This window comes from Ruegeria sp. HKCCD6428 (assembly GCF_013110595.1).
Lineage (GTDB): Bacteria > Pseudomonadota > Alphaproteobacteria > Rhodobacterales > Rhodobacteraceae > Ruegeria.
This window is the reverse complement of sequence record NZ_WVQX01000008.1, coordinates 114,107-130,798: the sequence shown is the minus strand read 5'-3', so window position 1 is coordinate 130,798 and position 16,692 is coordinate 114,107. Positions and strand designations below refer to the sequence as shown.

Below are 16,692 nucleotides of genomic sequence, written 5' to 3'. Positions count from 1 at the left end.
TGCTTTTGCCATTTCCTCTCAGCGCGATACACTTCAATTATAATAGTCCACGGAAGGGAAAGTCATGACCGAACCTGCCGACCTCGTAGCCGAGATCGAAGCGCTGGAAAACAAGCTGCAAGAGGCCAAGGCCTCGATCACCCGCCGCTTCATCGGGCAGGAGAGGGTCGTGGACCTGACGCTGACCGCGCTGCTGTGCGGCGGCCATGCCCTGTTGATCGGTCTGCCGGGTTTGGGCAAGACACGCCTGGTCGAGACTCTGTCGACGGTGATGGGCCTGCATGGCAGCCGCATTCAGTTCACGCCCGATCTGATGCCCGCCGATATTCTTGGGTCCGAGGTTCTGGACACTGCCGACGATGGCAGCCGGCATTTCCGGTTCATTCCCGGCCCGATCTTCTGTCAGTTGTTAATGGCGGATGAAATCAACCGGGCAAGCCCGCGGACACAATCGGCACTGTTGCAGGCGATGCAGGAACGCACCGTTACCGTGGCAGGCGAGGACCGTTCATTGGGTACGCCGTTCCACGTGCTGGCAACGCAAAACCCGATTGAGCAGGAAGGCACCTATCCGCTGCCCGAAGCCCAGCTTGACCGGTTCCTGGTACAGATTGACGTCGAATACCCCGACCGCCAGACCGAGCGGGATATCCTGCTGGCCACGACCGGGGTTGAAGAGGAAGAGGCATATCAGATTTTCAGCAAGGAAGAGTTGCTGGCTGCGCAGGTCTTGTTGCGCCGGATGCCGGTCGGAGAATCTGTCGTTGAACTGATTCTTGATCTCGTGCGGGCCTTCCGCCCCGAAGAACCCGGTGTGTCCGAACGGGTTGCCGAAACCGTGGCCTGGGGTCCGGGCCCCCGTGCCGCGCAGGCGCTGATGATGACGGTGCGGGCGCGTGCCATGTTGCAGGGACGCCTGGCACCAAATGCCGAGGATGTTCTGGATATGGCGCGCCCGGTGCTCAGCCACCGGATGGCACTGAACTTTGCGGCAAGGGCGCGTGGTGACAGCCTTGCAGAGCTGATTGACTCGACCGCTGTCGGGCTGATCCGGACCGAGGCCGCGGCGTGAATGCCGAGCTGACCCTTCGCGAGAGATCCGAAGCCGAGGCATCACGGCTGCCGCCCCTCTTGGCGCGGGCCGAGCACTTGGCCGGAACCGTTCTGCTGGGCGACCACGGTCGACGGCGGTCCGGGATGGGGGATGATTTCTGGCAATACCGCCCGGCGCAGGTCGGCGACAGCCGTCGCATGATCGATCACCGCCGCTCGGCGCGGGGGGATCAGCAGTTCGTACGTGAACGGGAATGGCAGATCGCGCAATCCGTGATGTTATGGGTCGATCAGGGGGCTTCGATGCGGTTTGCGTCCGACAAGACCCTGCCGACCAAAGCGGATCGCGCGCGGCTGTTGGGGCTGGCGACATCCATCCTTCTGGTGCGCGGCGGTGAACGCGTAGGTCTGACCGGCACCACCTTGCCGCCCCGGCGCGGCAATGCGCAGATCATCCGGCTGGCGCAGGCCTGGTCCGAGGATAATCAAGCGGATTACGCCCCGCCCGAACACCGCGCCATGATCCCTCATGCCCGCGCCGTGTTCATCTCGGATTTTCTGGGCCCCATGGATGAGGTTGAACTTGCCTTGACCAAAGCCGCCGACCGTGGCGTGCGCGGCGTGGTTCTGCAAGTGCTGGATCCGGGTGAGGAGTCGTTTCCCTATCGCGGGCGCACCATTTTCGAAAGCGTCGGAGGGTCTGTCCGACACGAAACGCTCAAGGCTGCCGAGCTGCGGGACCGTTATCTGGAACGCCTGGCGCACCGCAAGGACGCGCTGAGGCAACTGTGCCGAGCGACGGGTTGGCAACTGGGCCTGCACCACACGGGCGACAGCGCGCAAGCGGCTCTGTTATGGTTTTATCGGGCCTTGGATGGGGGCACGCGATGACGGTTCTGGCGGGCATCGGCTTTACCGCGCCATGGGTGTTGCTGGGTCTTCTGACCCTGCCGATCCTGTGGCTGATCCTGCGCGCGGTTCCGCCCGCACCGATCCGCCGCTTGTTCCCGGCGGTCACGCTGCTGTTGGGCCTGAAAGATGACGAAAGCGTATCCGACCGCACCCCATGGTGGCTGCTGCTGCTGCGGATGCTGGCGGCGGCTGCGATCATCATCGGGCTGGCAGGGCCGGTTCTGAACCCGTCACGGGATGAAACCGGAACCGGGCCGCTGCTGCTGGTGCTGGACGCCAGTTGGGCCGGGGCCGCGCGCTGGCCGGCGACACTTGACCAAATCGACACGCAATTGTCGGAGGCCGGGCGCGCGGGCCGAACGGTTGCGATTTTGCGCCTGACAGAGCCGGAAACACCGGTATTTCAGGCTGCGGAAGCGTGGCGCGGGCGTTTGCCTGGGCTGACCCCGAACCCCTGGCAGCCGAATGCGGATCAGATTGCTCAGACCATTGCCGCGTTGAACGCCGTTGACGGCGGATTTGATACACATTGGTTCAGTGACAGGCTGGACTATGCAGACCACGCTGAACTGGTGTCCAGCCTTCAGGCGCGCGGAGATGTGACGGTCTATCAGGCGGCGTCCCGGCCCGTTGCGATCCGGCCTGCGGCCTACCAGGACGGGCTGATCCAATTGACCGTTCAGCGCGCGGGCCCCGGACCGGAAGACCGCGTGACGGTACTGGCGCAAGGCCGTGATCCGGCGGGTACGGCCCGGGTGCTGCATTCCGTTGAGCTGACCCTTGAAGCCGGCGAAACCACGGCGCAGGCCGATCTGGCGCTGCCGTCGGAATTGCGCGCCCGTATCACGCGGTTTGAAATTAAGGGCCAAAGGTCCGCCGGGGCCGTGACTTTGACCGATGACAGTCTGCGCCGGCGCGAGGTTGCGCTGATTGCCGGAACCCGCAACCGTGAAGGGCTGGAGCTGTTGTCACCCCTGCATTACCTGACGCAGGTCCTGGTCCCGACCGCGGATTTTGTCGATGGCGGCCTGCTTGAGGTTCTGCCCGCCAACCCGGATGTGATCGTCCTGTCGGACGTGGCGCAGATGTCGGAGCCGGAAGAGGCCGCTTTGATCGAATGGGTCGAACAGGGCGGGCTTCTGCTGCGTTTTGCCGGTCCACGCATGGCGGCCAGCGATCTGGGCAGGGATACCGAAGACACCCTGTTGCCGGCGCGGCTGCGCAGCGGTGGGCGATCCGTCGGCGGTGCGATGAGCTGGGGCGAAGCCAAGACGCTGGCTCCATTCCCCGAAAGCTCTCCGTTTTTCGGCCTGGATATCCCAAAGGACGTGGTTGTTTCGACCCAAGTCATGGCTCAACCAGACCCTAACTTGGCGGATCGCGTGATTGCTTCGCTGTCCGACGGGACTCCGTTGGTGACACGCAAGGCTTTGGGGCTTGGGCAGGTGGTGCTGTTTCACGTCACTGCGGATGCCGAATGGTCCAGCCTGCCGTTGTCGGGCCTATTCGTCGAGATGCTGGATCGTTTGGCCGTGGCTTCGGCAGCCAAGTCGCGGCAAGAATCGCAACTGCAAGGCACCACGTGGGAGCCGGTTCAGATTATGGACGGGTTTGGCGCCCTGTCAGATGCCGGAACCCTGGCCGGTGTGGATGGCGTTCAGCTGATCTCGGGCCGGATCGGGCCAGATTTGCGTCCGGGTCTCTATGAAAGCGGCAAGCAGAAGCTGGCATTGAACGTGGTCTCGGAAGAAACCGAGCTGCGCCCGGTGACCTGGCCCGCCAATGTGCCGATCAAAGGGCAGGAGGTCAGCACGGAAACCCCGCTTGGTGGCCTGTTACTAAGCCTCGCACTGATCTTGCTGACGGTTGACGTGATTGCCTCGCTGGCCTTGTCGGGCAGGCTGGGTCTGGCGCGAACGGCGGCTGCCGCGATGGCCGCTTTTCTGCTGGTGCCGGACGTACAGGCGCAGACGCCCGAAGATACCGAATTTGCCCTTGCCGCAACGCACGAGCTTGTGCTGGCGCATGTGCTGACCGGTGAGGCGCAGGTGGACGATATTGCCGAGGCCGGATTGCGCGGCTTGGCGCAAACCCTGTTCTTTCGCACCTCTGTCGAACCGGCGGACCCAATCGGCGTTGATCTGGAACGAGACGAGCTGGCATTCTTTCCGCTTCTCTACTGGCCCATTACGCCGAACCAGCCGCAACCTTCGGCCGAGGCGTATATCAAACTGAACGCCTATTTGCGTTCGGGTGGGATGATCCTGTTTGATACGCGCGATGCGGATATTGCCGGTTTCGGCGCATCCAGTCCGAATGGCCGCAAGTTGCAGCAACTGGCCGGACCGCTGAATATCCCTGCATTAGAGCCGATTCCCCGCGATCACGTCCTGACCAGAACATTCTATTTGCTCCAGGATTTCCCGGGCCGCTATTCCGGCGCAGAAGTCTGGGTCGAAGCTGCACCCGGGGATGCAGAACAGATCGAAGGGATGCCTTTCCGAAACCTCAATGACAACGTGACACCGGTGGTTATCGGCGGCAATGACTGGGCCGGGGCCTGGGCCGTGGATCGCAACGGCCAGGCCCTTTTGCCTGTCGGTCGTGGGTATGCCGGGGAACGGCAACGCGAACTGGCCGATCGTTTTGGCGTCAATCTGGTGATGCACGTGCTGACCGGGAATTACAAATCCGATCAGGTCCACGTGCCCGCCCTTTTGGACAGGTTGGGACAATGACCGGAACCGTCATATTCGACCCTCTGATCCCGTGGCCGCTTTTGGCTGCTGTGGGGGCGATTGCCACTGTCGGAGTAGCTCTGGCCTTGTGGCGCGGTTTGTCGGGCTGGGCCCTGCGGGGATTGGCGGCCCTGGTTGTCGTCGCGGCACTGTCCGGTCCGGTCTATCAAGTCGAGGACCGCGCGCCGCTGACGGATATCGTTTTGATGATCGAGGATGAAAGCGCCAGCCAGACACTTTCGGACCGGGCCGAACAGACTGCGCAGGCCGCCGAAGATCTGGCCGCCGAGATCGAGGCGCGGGACAATACGGAACTGCGCCGCATTCGGGTCGGCGACGGTGACGGGGATGAGGGCACGCAGGTCATGGCCGCCCTGAATGAGGCCCTGGCCGAAGAACCGCGTGCGCGCATCGCAGGCATTCTGGTGATATCGGACGGGATCGTGCACGATGCCGATCAGGCCCCGGAATTGCCGGCGCCGATGCATCTGCTGCAAACCGGGCGTGCGGACGACTGGGATCGCCGGCTTATCGTCCGAAATGCGCCTGCCTTTGCCATCATCGGTGAATCGGTGACTTTGACCCTGCGCGTTGAAGACAGCGGAGCAGCCCCCGCGGGTGCCGCGACAGCGCCGCTGGAGATTTCCGTGGATGGTGGTGAGCCTCAGCAGCTGAGTATTCCAATCGGTCGGGATGTCGAACTGCCTGTCACCCTGCCTCATGGCGGGCGCAACGTGATCCAGTTTTCCGTGCCCCTGGCCGAAGGCGAGTTGACCGACCGCAACAACACCGCGCTGATCCAAATGAACGGCGTTCGGGATCGCCTGCGCGTTCTGCTGGTCTCGGGTGAACCTCATCCGGGCGGGCGCACATGGCGCAACCTGCTGAAATCCGACAGCTCGGTCGATCTGGTGCATTTCACCATCCTGCGCCCGCCCGAGAAGCAAGATGGCGTGCCGGTGGACGAATTGTCTTTGATCGCCTTCCCGACCCGCGAGTTGTTTCTGGAAAAGATCAACGATTTCGATCTGATCATATTCGACCGCTACAAGCGGCGCGGCATCCTGCCTGCGATCTATCTGGACAACGTCACCAGTTATATCAATGACGGCGGCGCGGTTCTGATTGCGGCCGGTCCCGATTTCGCCGGAGCTGACAGCATTTTCCGGTCGCCGCTGGCGCCGATCCTGCCGGCGCAACCTTCCGCGCGTGTCTTCGAGGAACGCTTTGTTCCGAAGGTCAGCGAGTTGGGTCAGCGCCATCCGGTGACAACAAATCTGGGCGATTCCGAGGATTGGGGGGCCTGGTTGCGCCAGATCGATGTGAACCATCGCTCGGGCGAGGTTCTGATGACGGGCATTGACGAACGCCCCCTGCTGGTTCTGGACCGAGTGGGAGAAGGGCGTGTTGCGATGCTGGCATCGGACCACGCCTGGCTGTGGAGCCGTGGCTTTGAAGGCGGCGGCCCGCAACTGGAGCTTTTGCGCAGGTTGGCCCATTGGATGATGAAGGAACCCGAACTCGAGGAGGAGGCGCTGTGGGCCGAAGCCAACGGCCAATCCATGCGCATCATTCGACAGACGCTTGGGGATGATGTGGGTCCGGTGACTGTGACGCGCCCGAACGGCGAAACGCTGGAAATCACCTTGCAAGAGGTCTCTCCGGGGCGGTTCGAAGCGCAATACTATGGGCCCGAAATTGGTCTTTACCGTTTGCAGGAAGGTGACCACATGGCCGTGATCGGGCTTGGTCCCGCCGCGCCGAAGGAGTTTGAACGCACCATCGCAACGGGGGATGTTCTTGAACCGGTTCTGGCCGGCATGCGGGGCGGCGTGATCCGGGTGGAAGATGGGTTGCCGTCGATCCGCAACGTGCGCGCCGGGCGCCCGGCGGCTGGTCGGGGCTGGATCGGTCTGACCCCGCGCGATGCCTACGAGACTCGGGATGTTACCCAGGCGGGTCTGCTGCCACCTTGGCTGGTTTTGCTGTTGGCGGGAGGTTTCCTGTTGGGCGGTTGGCTGCGCGAGGGGCGGCGCTAATCGATCCTGATTGACGCCCTGTCGGATTGACCTTGCGCATCCACCACGACAAGTGAGGTGAAGCCGGTCCCCGGATTGGGGATTTCGAACTCTCGTCGCCGCTGCCCGGTCAGCACCGGCACGCCATCCGCCAAAACGGAAAACGGCCCGACGCCGCCACGCAGTTTGACTGTCAGAGGTGCTCCTGACGTCTCTAACACGGCGTTATCGGGCGGGAACAGCAGGTCCGGCGCCGAGGGATCATCCTTGAAAGCCGTCGTGCGGGGGCGAAATCGCTGCAACGGCTGAGGCAATTGGGCCGCGCCCACAAGCAGGGTCGAAGGCGGCGGCGGGCGCAGGGGCGTGAGCTCGGGTTTCAACAGGTTGAAAGCCTCGGCCAACAGGGGTGCGGCAAGGTCGCCGCCGAATGCACCGGGAACAGGCGTTCCATCGGCGCGGCCCAGCCAGACCCCTATGACGTGCTGCCCGTCAAAGCCGATGGCCCAGGCATCGCGGTGGCCATAAGACGTGCCGGTCTTGTAGGCCAGCGACCCTGTTGCACCGCCTGCCGGTGGCGCAAGCCCGGCCAGAATGTCCGAAACCTGCCAGGCCGAGGTTTCCGACAGAACGCGCCGGGTGCGCCGGGCGTCTGCCAGAACGTCATGATGCAGGATCGGGCCTGTACCGCCAGCTGCCAGAGTGGTGTAAACCTGTACCAGATCGTGCAGGCTCAACCCCACGCCACCCAAAGAAATCGCCAATCCGGGTGTTGCGCCATTCAGACGTGGCTCTGACCCGGCCAACCGCAAAGCCGTCATCAACCGAGCGGGCCCCAGCTCATTCGTCAGGCGCACTACGGGGATGTTCAGCGACAGCTGTAGGGCGTCCCGCACCCGGACATCGCCACGGAAGGCGCCGTCGAAATTGCGCGGTGCGTATCGGCTAAACATCACGGGGCTGTCGCTGATCAGGGTCTCGGGATGGGCCAGCCCCTGATCGAAGGCCAGCCCGTAGACCAGAGGTTTCAGGGTCGATCCGGGCGATCGTACGGCCCGGGTCATATCCACGAACCCCTGACGGGCATCTTGGTACCCGGCAGATCCGACTGATGCCAGAACCTCGCCGCCGCGATGGTCGGCCACGATCAGAGCCCCGGAAACGCGTGGTCCGACGCGGTTGGCGGTCTGTGCCACCAAGGTTTCCAACCGGGCCTGCAATCCGGCATCCAGTGTCAGATCGAAGGCCTGGATTGCGGGTGCTTGCCGCCTCACGCGGTCAGTTAGATGGGGTGCAATGCGCGGAAACGGATTCATCCGATCCGGAAGGGGGTCGGTCATGGCCGCACGCGCTTGGGCATCGGTCAGGACGGTGTGGCGCACCAGCCTGTTCAGAACCCGGTCGCGGGCCTGCCGGGCAGCCTCGGGCTTGCGATCCGGGCGCCGGCCCTCGGGGGATTGCGGCAATGCAACCAACAGGGCGCTTTGCGCGGGCGTCAGCCGCGTGGCGTCCTTTCCAAACCACGCGCGGGCGCCGGCACGGAGCCCTTCCAGATTGCCACCATAGGGGGCATGGGTCAGATAAAGGTTCAGGATTTGCTGTTTGCTCAGACGCCGCTCCAACGCCAATGCGACTCTGATCTGGCGAAATTTCCCGCTCCAGCGCCCGGTTGGGCCATCTTCGATCAACCGCGCCACCTGCATGGTCAGGGTAGACCCGCCCGACACGTTACGCCCGTTCCACAGGCTTTGCCCGGCAGCCCGCAGCATCGCGATGAGGTCCACTCCGGCGTGGGTCCAGAACCGTTTATCCTCGTACCGGATCAGCATAGCGATGAAATCCGGGTCAACTGCGCCGGGCCGCAGCCTCCAGATGCCATCCTCGACTGGAAACGCCCGCAAAAGCTCGCCATTCCGGTCCCGCATCTCGACCGAAGTTTCAGCCAGAACGGAAGGCAGCGTTGTGGCATCGACCCAGCGGTCAACACCATCCCGTGCCAGTGCCGTCAGATAGAGTGCTCCGGCCAGCGCAAACAAGAGCCGCGACCGCCTAGGCATGTCGACCGCCCAAACAAGGGTATGGCGCAAGGCCGGTCACTGGATCTCGACCTGTCCGGTAGATGTCCGCGCCCGGTTCCGCGGGCGGTACATGTCCTCGACCGAGGCCGCCGGATGATGGAACACGCCAGGTGTCACGGCGCGCGCCACGTAGGCCAGCGTCACGGTTTCACGACCGGACAAATCAACGGCGGCCAGGAACCGGTCCGAGCGGAACTCGGTATGGGTGGCGTCGGACAGATCCAGCCAGTCCAGCGATCGGACATCGCCCGAGCGCAGCAAGCTTGGGTTATCAATCTCGATCCCGGCGGCCAGTGGATCGTTCACCATCAGCCGCGCGCCGCCGTTTTCGAACGGTGTTATTTGCAATACGGTGACGAACCGATCACCCACGGCAAAGCTGTCTGAATCGATCAGATCACCATCCATCGAGTAATACCGCCGTTCGATTGCATAGCCGGTGCCGCCTGCCTCGGGAGGAACCTCAGGGATGCCTGTGACCGTCAAGGTGATATCCGTCGCCTGATCGTCGGCGCCCGTGACGTTGATCTCGTCCGCCTGTCCGGATTGCAGAACTTTCACGAACGGACCGGAAACCGGCGCCCCGTTGACCATCAAGCCCGATCCCGTTGGGTCAGACACAAGCGCGTGCGCCGCCAGCAATGACCACGTGGCCTCCTGAGTGGACAGCGGCGTGCGGCCCGTGCTCACCCATTGGATCAAAGCATCGCGGTCAATCGCCTCGCTGCCCGCGTCCACTGCAAGGCTCAACAAGCCCGCTGCATCCCGAAGTTGGGTGCCGTAGTCAGCGCGCCAGACGTTCTGTTGCTGGTTCTGTTGCCGATCCAGCATCCGCGCGGCACGGTTGAACATCGCATCCGCGCGGGTCTGGTCGCCGTAAGAGGCCAGAGCTGCGCCCAATTGCGCCGCCGCCAGAGGGGTGTCGAAGGCATCCCCTTTGACATCCGCGTAATAGCGCAGATCGCCCATCGATGCCGCGCCTTCCCGCGCAAGAACCATCAGGGCATAGGCGATGTCCTGACCGCCTTCGTCGAAATCAGGCGCGTAATTGACCCTGTTCCGAAGATTGTCCATCGCCTGAGCAAACGCCCGGTCCGGCACGGGATGCCCCTGAATGCGGGCACGGGACAGGAAATCGGTCACATAGGCGTCCAGCCAGAAATCCCCGCTGTCTGCGCGCCACAGGCCAAAGGCGCCGTTTGCGGCCTGACGGGTCAGGATACTGCGGATCGAATCGGCGATGCGTTGATCCACAACCGGGCCATCCCCCAGCCCCGTGGCTTGCGCAACGGATGACAGGTACAGCAACGGCAGCGCTTTGCTGGTGATCTGTTCGGTGCAGCCATAGGGGTAATGGTTCAGCTGATCCAGCAGACCGGGCGTGTCGAATTTGGCCAACGCTCCGGTGGACAGGATGGCCTTGGCTGAACCCGGCTGGAACCCGTCAAACACATCCTGCGAAAACAGGAAGCTATCGCCTGCGCCCAAGGCAAAACGCCGCGTCTGTGCAATCACCGGATCATTGGCCCGCACCGGCATTCGCAGGGTTTGCGACAGGTCCCGTCCATCAGGTGTGGTGATCGATACGCTGATTTCAGGATCGCCGATGGCGCTGGCCGTGATCGGGATCTCGAAAACCGCCTTGCCACCGTCCTCCAGCACAAAGCTGGCCGGTGCCGCGCCCAGTTCCAAACCATCGGAGGCGGTCAGGCCAAGTGCCATTTCTCCGGATGTGGCATCTGCATGGACGATCTCAAGACGCATCCGGCTTTGATCGCCCGGGGCAAGGAAGCGCGGAAGGCTGGCGGTGACGACCACCGGGTCGCGGACGATCATTTCAGCCTCGGCCTGACCGACGGCTTTGCGCGACCACGCGACAGCCATCAACCGGACGGTTCCGTTGAAGGCGGGAAGGGGAATGTCGATCTCAACCTCTCCATCCGCGCCGATCTCGACCGGGCCACTGAACACGGCCATCAGGTCTTGTGTCGGTGGCGGAGACTGGCGACGCATCCCGCTGTCATTGTCGCCGCCCGAGCGCACTGTGCCCATGGTTCCGTTCATGCCGTCGATCAGTCGCCCGTAGACATCCCGCAGATCAACACCCAGGCGGCGTTGCCCGAAATAGTATCCTTGCGGGTCCGGGCTTTTGAACCCGGTGAGGTTCAGAATGCCCACGTCGACGGCGGCCAGCGTCAGCCAGACCGGCTCATCGCCCACGGTATTTTCGACCCTGATACGGGCTTTTTGCGTCTGACGAGGTGCGGTGACCTCGGGCACATCGACAATTACGGAAAGTCTGCGGTCCCCTGGATCGATGCTGGCATGGGCCACGCCCATCACCCGCGCCGGGTTCCGACCGGCTGCAACATCCATTGGGCGGATCACGGTTGCGGTGACATAAGCCCCGGCGCCCCAATCCTGGGTCACCTCAATCGGGATCAGAGTTTCCCCTTCGGGCACCTCCACGATCTGGCGGTGGATCAGACGGTTCGAAAGGACTTCGATCTGAGCGACACCGGCCATGTGGGGCACGATCCGCAACTGCGCCGTATCCCCGATGTGATAGCTGTCGCGATCCAACGACATTTCAAGCCGGTCCGGCGTGGTCGATGCATCGGCGGCCTGATACCAGCCCGCATAGAAATCGACGGCGGTTTCGGAATATGTTCCGTCAACTCGCTGCACCACCAGTTCATAGCGCCCCCATTCCACCGGTTGGGTCAGCATCAGAGGGTCAGAGGAGACGTCTACCTCGCCGGTGGCGACACGGCTGCGGCGCGTTGTCGGTTCCCAGTTCCAGTCGCCGTGAAGCTGGTACCACTGATAGCGCGTTTCTATCTTGTTCAGCGTCCAGCGGAGACGCATAGGAATGGGCGTCAGCTCAGGAGACAGGCCAACGATCTCGAATGCAGCCTCGGTGCCTTCCGGGATGACTTCGTCGAACAGAGGTTTGACACCAATAACAGGGTGCGGCGGCAGGACGGGCGCGGTCAGGCGACGCTCGACCGGGCGGCCTGAGCCATCGGCAAGCCGGGCGATGATTTCGGCCTCGATTGGCTTTCCCTCAGTCTCTAACACGGGGATTTTGACCGCCATGGTCGCGTGCCCGGTTGCGTCTGTGCGCGTGTCTCCGAAATATGTGCTCTTGATCGAGGTTTCTGCATCATAGCGGCCAAAGCGATACCCGTCGTAGCCCGGGACCGTGTCCGCCGGGCGGGCGATGACCTGCCCGTCAATGCTCAGGTCCGACCCCGGCGCTCCAAACAGATAGCGCGCGTCGATCGCGAGCGGTGGACTGTCGCCGGGGCGCAAGGGTGCGTCGGGCAGGGTCAGTTCGAAATCGATACGCTCGGGCAGGAAATCCTCGACAAGAACGGTCTGACGCGCTAGCGCATCGCCCTTGGGATCGGATTTGATTTCAATCTTCCATGCGCCGCGCGGTACGTCTGCGGCCACGGGCAGGGCAAAGACATGGCCCCCGGCAACACCGCGATCCGAGACAGACCGGCGGTATTCCACCCCGTCCGGGCGATACAGGATCGCCGTCAGAGGCAGGCCCTCGATGGCCTGCGCCTTGCCATCGCGGGACAGGGAGGTGACATGGATCACTTCGCCGGCCCTATAGGCACCTCGGTCGGTTGTCAGGAAGACATCGACCGGCCCCGCCGGTGCGCGCCCTTCAACGCCGCGATCCGACAGGTCAAAGGCAGGATCGGTCAGCGAGAGAAAGCTGAAATCGCTATCATCGATTGCCGCCGTCACCAGAGCAGGCGCGCTGGCCCCTTTGCCGCGTGTCAGGCCCGGATCGAACCTTACATAGCCGGTTTCATCGGTCTGTGCCGATGCGATGACAGCATTCGCCCCAGAGACCAGCGAAACTTCGACACCCTCGCGCGGTGCCGCGTCGCTTAGCCCGCGCACGGTCACGTGCAGCCCGTCAGTGCCCAAGGCGGTGCTGATCCCCAGATCAGAAAGCACAAACCATTGCGTTGCGCCGGGATCGTCATAGGGATCGGCCCCCGGAACCCGGGCGGTCAATGCATAGATACCCGCAGGTTGATCCGAGATCGCTTCGGCCATGGGAAGACGTGCCGTCATGGTCTGGTTCAACCGGTTTGAAACCTCGGCAGTACCCGTCCAGATGTCCTGGGCAATCTGGTCCGAGAATTCTTCCTCCTGCCATTCGCTGAGAGGGCGACCGAAAAAATCCTGTTGCACGGCACGCAACAGGTTCCGGTCGCTGACCCGCCGCAGTGTCAGGTCAAGTTCGGTGACATTGACCGTTTCGACGGGCAAGGCCGCGTCGGCAGATTTCGGAAGGACATAGCTGCGCCCTGGAAACCGAACCGAAGGCGTCCGGTCGCGTACATAATGGGTCAGTTCGATGCTGCGATTCAGTGCTTCGCCCGAGGCGGCAGGCAAGCCTTCGCGCAGCGTCAGGCGATAACGCTGGCCATGCGCGACCCCATCGATGCAAAGCTGGCTGTCCTTGGCCTGCACGACCAGCCCGTCGGCGTCACGTTGAACGAAGGGATCATAGTCAACCCCGGCCTTGACCAGTGATTCCGAGAATTCGATACAGATCCTGGGGGCTGCCGCATCGCTTTCGACCGAGCTGTCGACCACGCGGAAACCGTATTTGCCGATGGCTTTGTCCAATGCGGACAGCACGTCTTCGCGCGGCTGCACTTGCTCGGCCAGCCGAAGAACGGGAATCATGTCGCGCCCGCGCTCAACCTCTTCCAGGGCGTCCGCAAGGGTCATCAGGGCAGCGATCTGGGTGCCGGGGGTTTCGGCGCGCAGATAGCCATTGATCGACGCATTCAGCGCGCGGTTGCGCAGGTCGCGCCGCTCGTTCCAACCCGAAGGGTTCATGGCCAGCAGCAGGCGCGCATATTCCACCCAAAGATCCGCGCTGTCGCTGAGCGATACGGCCACACCGGTCCACTGCATCGCTTGTGCGACACTGCCCGTGTCGCGCGCCGCATCCAGAACGGCTTGAAGGTCATACCCCCCTGCCGGGTGCAGGAATCCCAGATCGCGGGCTTGTTTTCTTGCGTGCACCAGATCGTCAGAACTCAGGACGCTCAGTGCTTTTGCGCGCGTTTTTCCCAAGGTTAGGGTCTGTTCGCTGCTTGGCACCTTTTGCGCGGACAATGCGCCTTGATACGCCTCTTGTCGGTTCACGCCACTTTTGGGAAAGCAGGCATCGGATCGAGTGTTGTAGGTGAACGCCGTACATTGCGCGTTGGCCGAGCAGGCCTGAATACAGGACTTCAGATCGGTGTCGAACAACGGATCCAGATCCGACCCGTAAAAATCCGTGTCCCGAGAGGTGACATAGCGGAACTCGGGCACCGCACTCTGCGCCAGAACGGCAGCGGGAAGGATCAGAAGGAAAATTATGTAAGTCATTGAAATAAAAACAAAGCGGTGCATCGTGCCCTCCTCTTTGGGCTCAACCTTGCATGGCGCGCGCCTGTAGCGCAACGGCTTAAACAGTTTTTCATTCTCTGTCGCGATGCTGAATTCCGAACGTCCCGGAATCGATCAAAATGAGTCTTTCAAACAAATTGGCACAGGAACGGCGTGCGCGTCTGGCAGCCGAACGAATGCTTGCCTTGAAACAGGCCGAACTATCTGCTGCAAATCGAAAACTGGGCCAACACGCCATGGCGCTGACCAGGCGTATTGGTGAAACTCAGGCCGAAGTTGAAACTGTTCGCGGCGAAAACGAAAAGGTCAAATCCGATCTCACCGTCGCCCATGCCAAGATCGAAATTGCCGAACGCCGTCTTTGGCATTCGATCCAGACCATTCAGGACGGGTTTGCTTTCTTTGACGGCGACAGCAGGCTCATCAGCGCAAACGCTGCATATCTCAGCGTATTTGAAGGGCTGGATGAGGTGGCGCCAGGGATTTCCTACCAGCGCATTCTGCAATTGCTGACCACCGAAGGAATTGTCGATACCGGTGACGAAACAGCCGAGGAATGGCAGACCAGAATGCAGGCACGCTGGAACCGGGCCAATCCACCTCCGATCGTCATGCAACTGTGGAACGGCCACTACATCCGACTGATCGATCAGCGTGGCAGCGGCGGCGATGTGGTCAGCCTGGCGCTCAACATCACCGCGTCGGTCCGGCACGAAACAGAACTGAAGGCTGCCCGCGAACGGGCGGAAGCGGCCAACAGGGCCAAATCAGCCTTTCTCGCCAATATGAGCCATGAAATCCGCACGCCGATGAATGGTATCGTGGGTATGGCCGAACTGCTTGATGAATCTCCGCTGGACGAAGAACAGCGGCTCTATGTCAACACGATCCGCAATTCGGGTGAGGCATTGTTGGTCATCATCAACGACGTGCTTGATTACTCTAAGATCGAGGCAGACAAACTGGTTCTGCACCCTGAACCCTTCGATCTGGAGCGCTGCATTCTTGAAATCGCGATGCTGTTGCAGCCAAGCGTGCGTGACAAGGGGCTCACGTTGCTTGTGGATTACGACCTGTTCCTGCCCACCCTTTTCGTGGGCGATCCGGGCCGAATACGGCAGGTTCTGACCAATCTGGTCGGCAACGCAGTCAAATTCACCACGGAAGGGCATGTCCTGGTCCGTGTGACAGGCGTTCCGCATGCCCAGGCTCAAACATGCGACATCCATGTTGCCATCGAAGATACCGGCATCGGTATCGATGCGGACAAGATCAACCACGTTTTTGGTGAGTTCAATCAGGTCGAAGATGAACGCAATCGTCAATTTGAAGGTACCGGGTTGGGTCTTGCGATCACCAGGCGCCTGATCACCATGATGGGCGGTTCAGTCTGGGTCGAAAGCGAACCGGGTCGGGGATCCTGTTTCGGGTTCAGGGTGTCGCTGCCCACGGCAGAAGGCCCACAGCCCGAGCCTCCGAAACTGGCGGATTGCGTGAAACACGTCATGGTGGTCGAGGATCTGGCCGTAAACCGGGCCATTCTGGCGAAACAACTTGGCCGTTTGGGGGCCGAAGTGACGGTTTGCGCATCAGGGGCCGAGGCGCTGGCAGAAATGCATGACGCGATTGAACTTGTCCTGTGCGATCATGATCTGCCGGATATGGATGGCTTGGATCTTGCCGTCACCCTCAAAGACCGTGGGTGGGGCGACGCTTCGGTCATCGTGATGTCTGCAAATCCATCTCTGATCCACACGCACCCAGCCCGTGAACTGATCGACGGTGTGTTGCAAAAACCGATCCCCAGGGCCGAGTTGTATTCCAGGCTCGTGGCTCTCAAGGACACCCCGCCGCCAGAACGTCGTTCGACGCAGCGAAAACCCGTTGCTGACGGCCGAGAAACCAAGGTCTTGGAAACAAGGCGCATGAAGGTACTTGCGGCCGAGGACAATCTTACCAACCAGCTGATCCTGAAAAAGATGGTCAAAGACCTGCATATAGATCTGCGATTTGCGTCCAATGGAATAGAAGCCGTCGAGATCTTTCAGGAATTTGACCCGGACTTGATCTTCATGGATATATCGATGCCAAAAATGGACGGCAAACAGGCCACTGCTGAAATCCGCAGGCTTGAGGTCGAAACAGGGCGTCATGTCCCGATCGTCGCCTTGACGGCTCATGCAATGGCCGGTGACGATCAGGGCATCCTGTCCGCGGGGTTGGATCACTACATGACGAAACCACTGCGCAAAAACCACATTCATCAAATGATCCTGCAAAACCAACCGGATGGCGTAAGCGAAGTCATGGACAATCACCTCGCCCAGAAGCATGCACCCATGTGTGACCCCATACAGGATCCCACTTCATCTGGCTGAAAATATCCCGGGGAGCGCGAGGGGCTGGCCCCTCGCCCGGACCCACGGCCTAAAACCGTGGAAGGAAGTATCGATCAGG

The 16,692-nt window shown here is 61.9% G+C and carries 7 protein-coding genes; 5 read left to right on the top strand and 2 right to left on the bottom strand.

Going from position 1 to position 16,692, the window contains the following annotated elements; translation table 11 throughout:
• Positions 1-64: 64 nt before the first annotated feature.
• Genes GS620_RS17095 through GS620_RS17080 form a run of 4 tightly spaced genes read left to right on the top strand, consistent with a single transcriptional unit; the run spans position 65 to position 6,742 of the window.
• Positions 65-1,072, top strand: coding sequence for a MoxR family ATPase (locus tag GS620_RS17095; protein ID WP_171617099.1), 1,008 nt, complete (start codon positions 65-67; stop codon positions 1,070-1,072).
• Positions 1,069-1,944, top strand: a complete 876-nt coding sequence (locus GS620_RS17090; protein WP_171617097.1) for a DUF58 domain-containing protein — start codon at positions 1,069-1,071, stop codon at positions 1,942-1,944. The genes GS620_RS17095 and GS620_RS17090 overlap by 4 nt, the downstream gene beginning before the upstream one ends.
• Positions 1,941-4,703, top strand: coding sequence for a DUF4159 domain-containing protein (locus tag GS620_RS17085; protein WP_171617095.1), 2,763 nt, complete (start codon positions 1,941-1,943; stop codon positions 4,701-4,703). The genes GS620_RS17090 and GS620_RS17085 overlap by 4 nt, the downstream gene beginning before the upstream one ends.
• The gene (locus GS620_RS17080; protein ID WP_171617093.1) at positions 4,700-6,742 is read left to right on the top strand and encodes a hypothetical protein; all 2,043 of its coding nucleotides are present in this window, start codon (positions 4,700-4,702) and stop codon (positions 6,740-6,742) included. The genes GS620_RS17085 and GS620_RS17080 overlap by 4 nt, the downstream gene beginning before the upstream one ends.
• Here GS620_RS17080 and pbpC read toward each other — a convergent pair.
• Both pbpC and GS620_RS17070 read right to left on the bottom strand, forming a co-directional pair.
• The gene (pbpC, locus tag GS620_RS17075) at positions 6,739-8,775 is read right to left on the bottom strand and encodes a penicillin-binding protein 1C (protein WP_171617091.1); all 2,037 of its coding nucleotides are present in this window, start codon (positions 8,773-8,775) and stop codon (positions 6,739-6,741) included. The genes GS620_RS17080 and pbpC overlap by 4 nt on opposite strands.
• 36 nt (positions 8,776-8,811) lie before the next feature.
• On the bottom strand, positions 8,812-14,238 hold the full coding sequence (locus GS620_RS17070; RefSeq protein ID WP_171617089.1) for an alpha-2-macroglobulin family protein: 5,427 nt from the start codon (positions 14,236-14,238) through the stop codon (positions 8,812-8,814).
• A 116-nt stretch (positions 14,239-14,354) separates the two neighbouring features.
• Between GS620_RS17070 and GS620_RS17065 the strand changes: the two genes are divergently transcribed.
• Positions 14,355-16,613 carry a response regulator gene (locus tag GS620_RS17065; protein ID WP_171617087.1) on the top strand — a complete coding sequence of 753 codons (2,259 nt, stop codon included), beginning with the start codon at positions 14,355-14,357 and terminating at the stop codon, positions 16,611-16,613.
• The last annotated feature ends 79 nt before the right edge of the window (positions 16,614-16,692 follow it).

Bases quoted from the DNA above. Each gene is read 5' to 3' on its own strand.
- GS620_RS17065 (WP_171617087.1), top strand. From the start codon at position 14,355: ATGAGTCTTTCAAACAAATTGGCACAGGAACGGCGTGCGCGTCTGGCA.
- GS620_RS17080 (WP_171617093.1), top strand. From the start codon at position 4,700: ATGACCGGAACCGTCATATTCGACCCTCTGATCCCGTGGCCGCTTTTG.
- GS620_RS17070 (WP_171617089.1), bottom strand. From the start codon at position 14,238: ATGCACCGCTTTGTTTTTATTTCAATGACTTACATAATTTTCCTTCTG.
- pbpC (WP_171617091.1), bottom strand. From the start codon at position 8,775: ATGCCTAGGCGGTCGCGGCTCTTGTTTGCGCTGGCCGGAGCACTCTAT.
- GS620_RS17085 (WP_171617095.1), top strand. From the start codon at position 1,941: ATGACGGTTCTGGCGGGCATCGGCTTTACCGCGCCATGGGTGTTGCTG.
- GS620_RS17095 (WP_171617099.1), top strand. From the start codon at position 65: ATGACCGAACCTGCCGACCTCGTAGCCGAGATCGAAGCGCTGGAAAAC.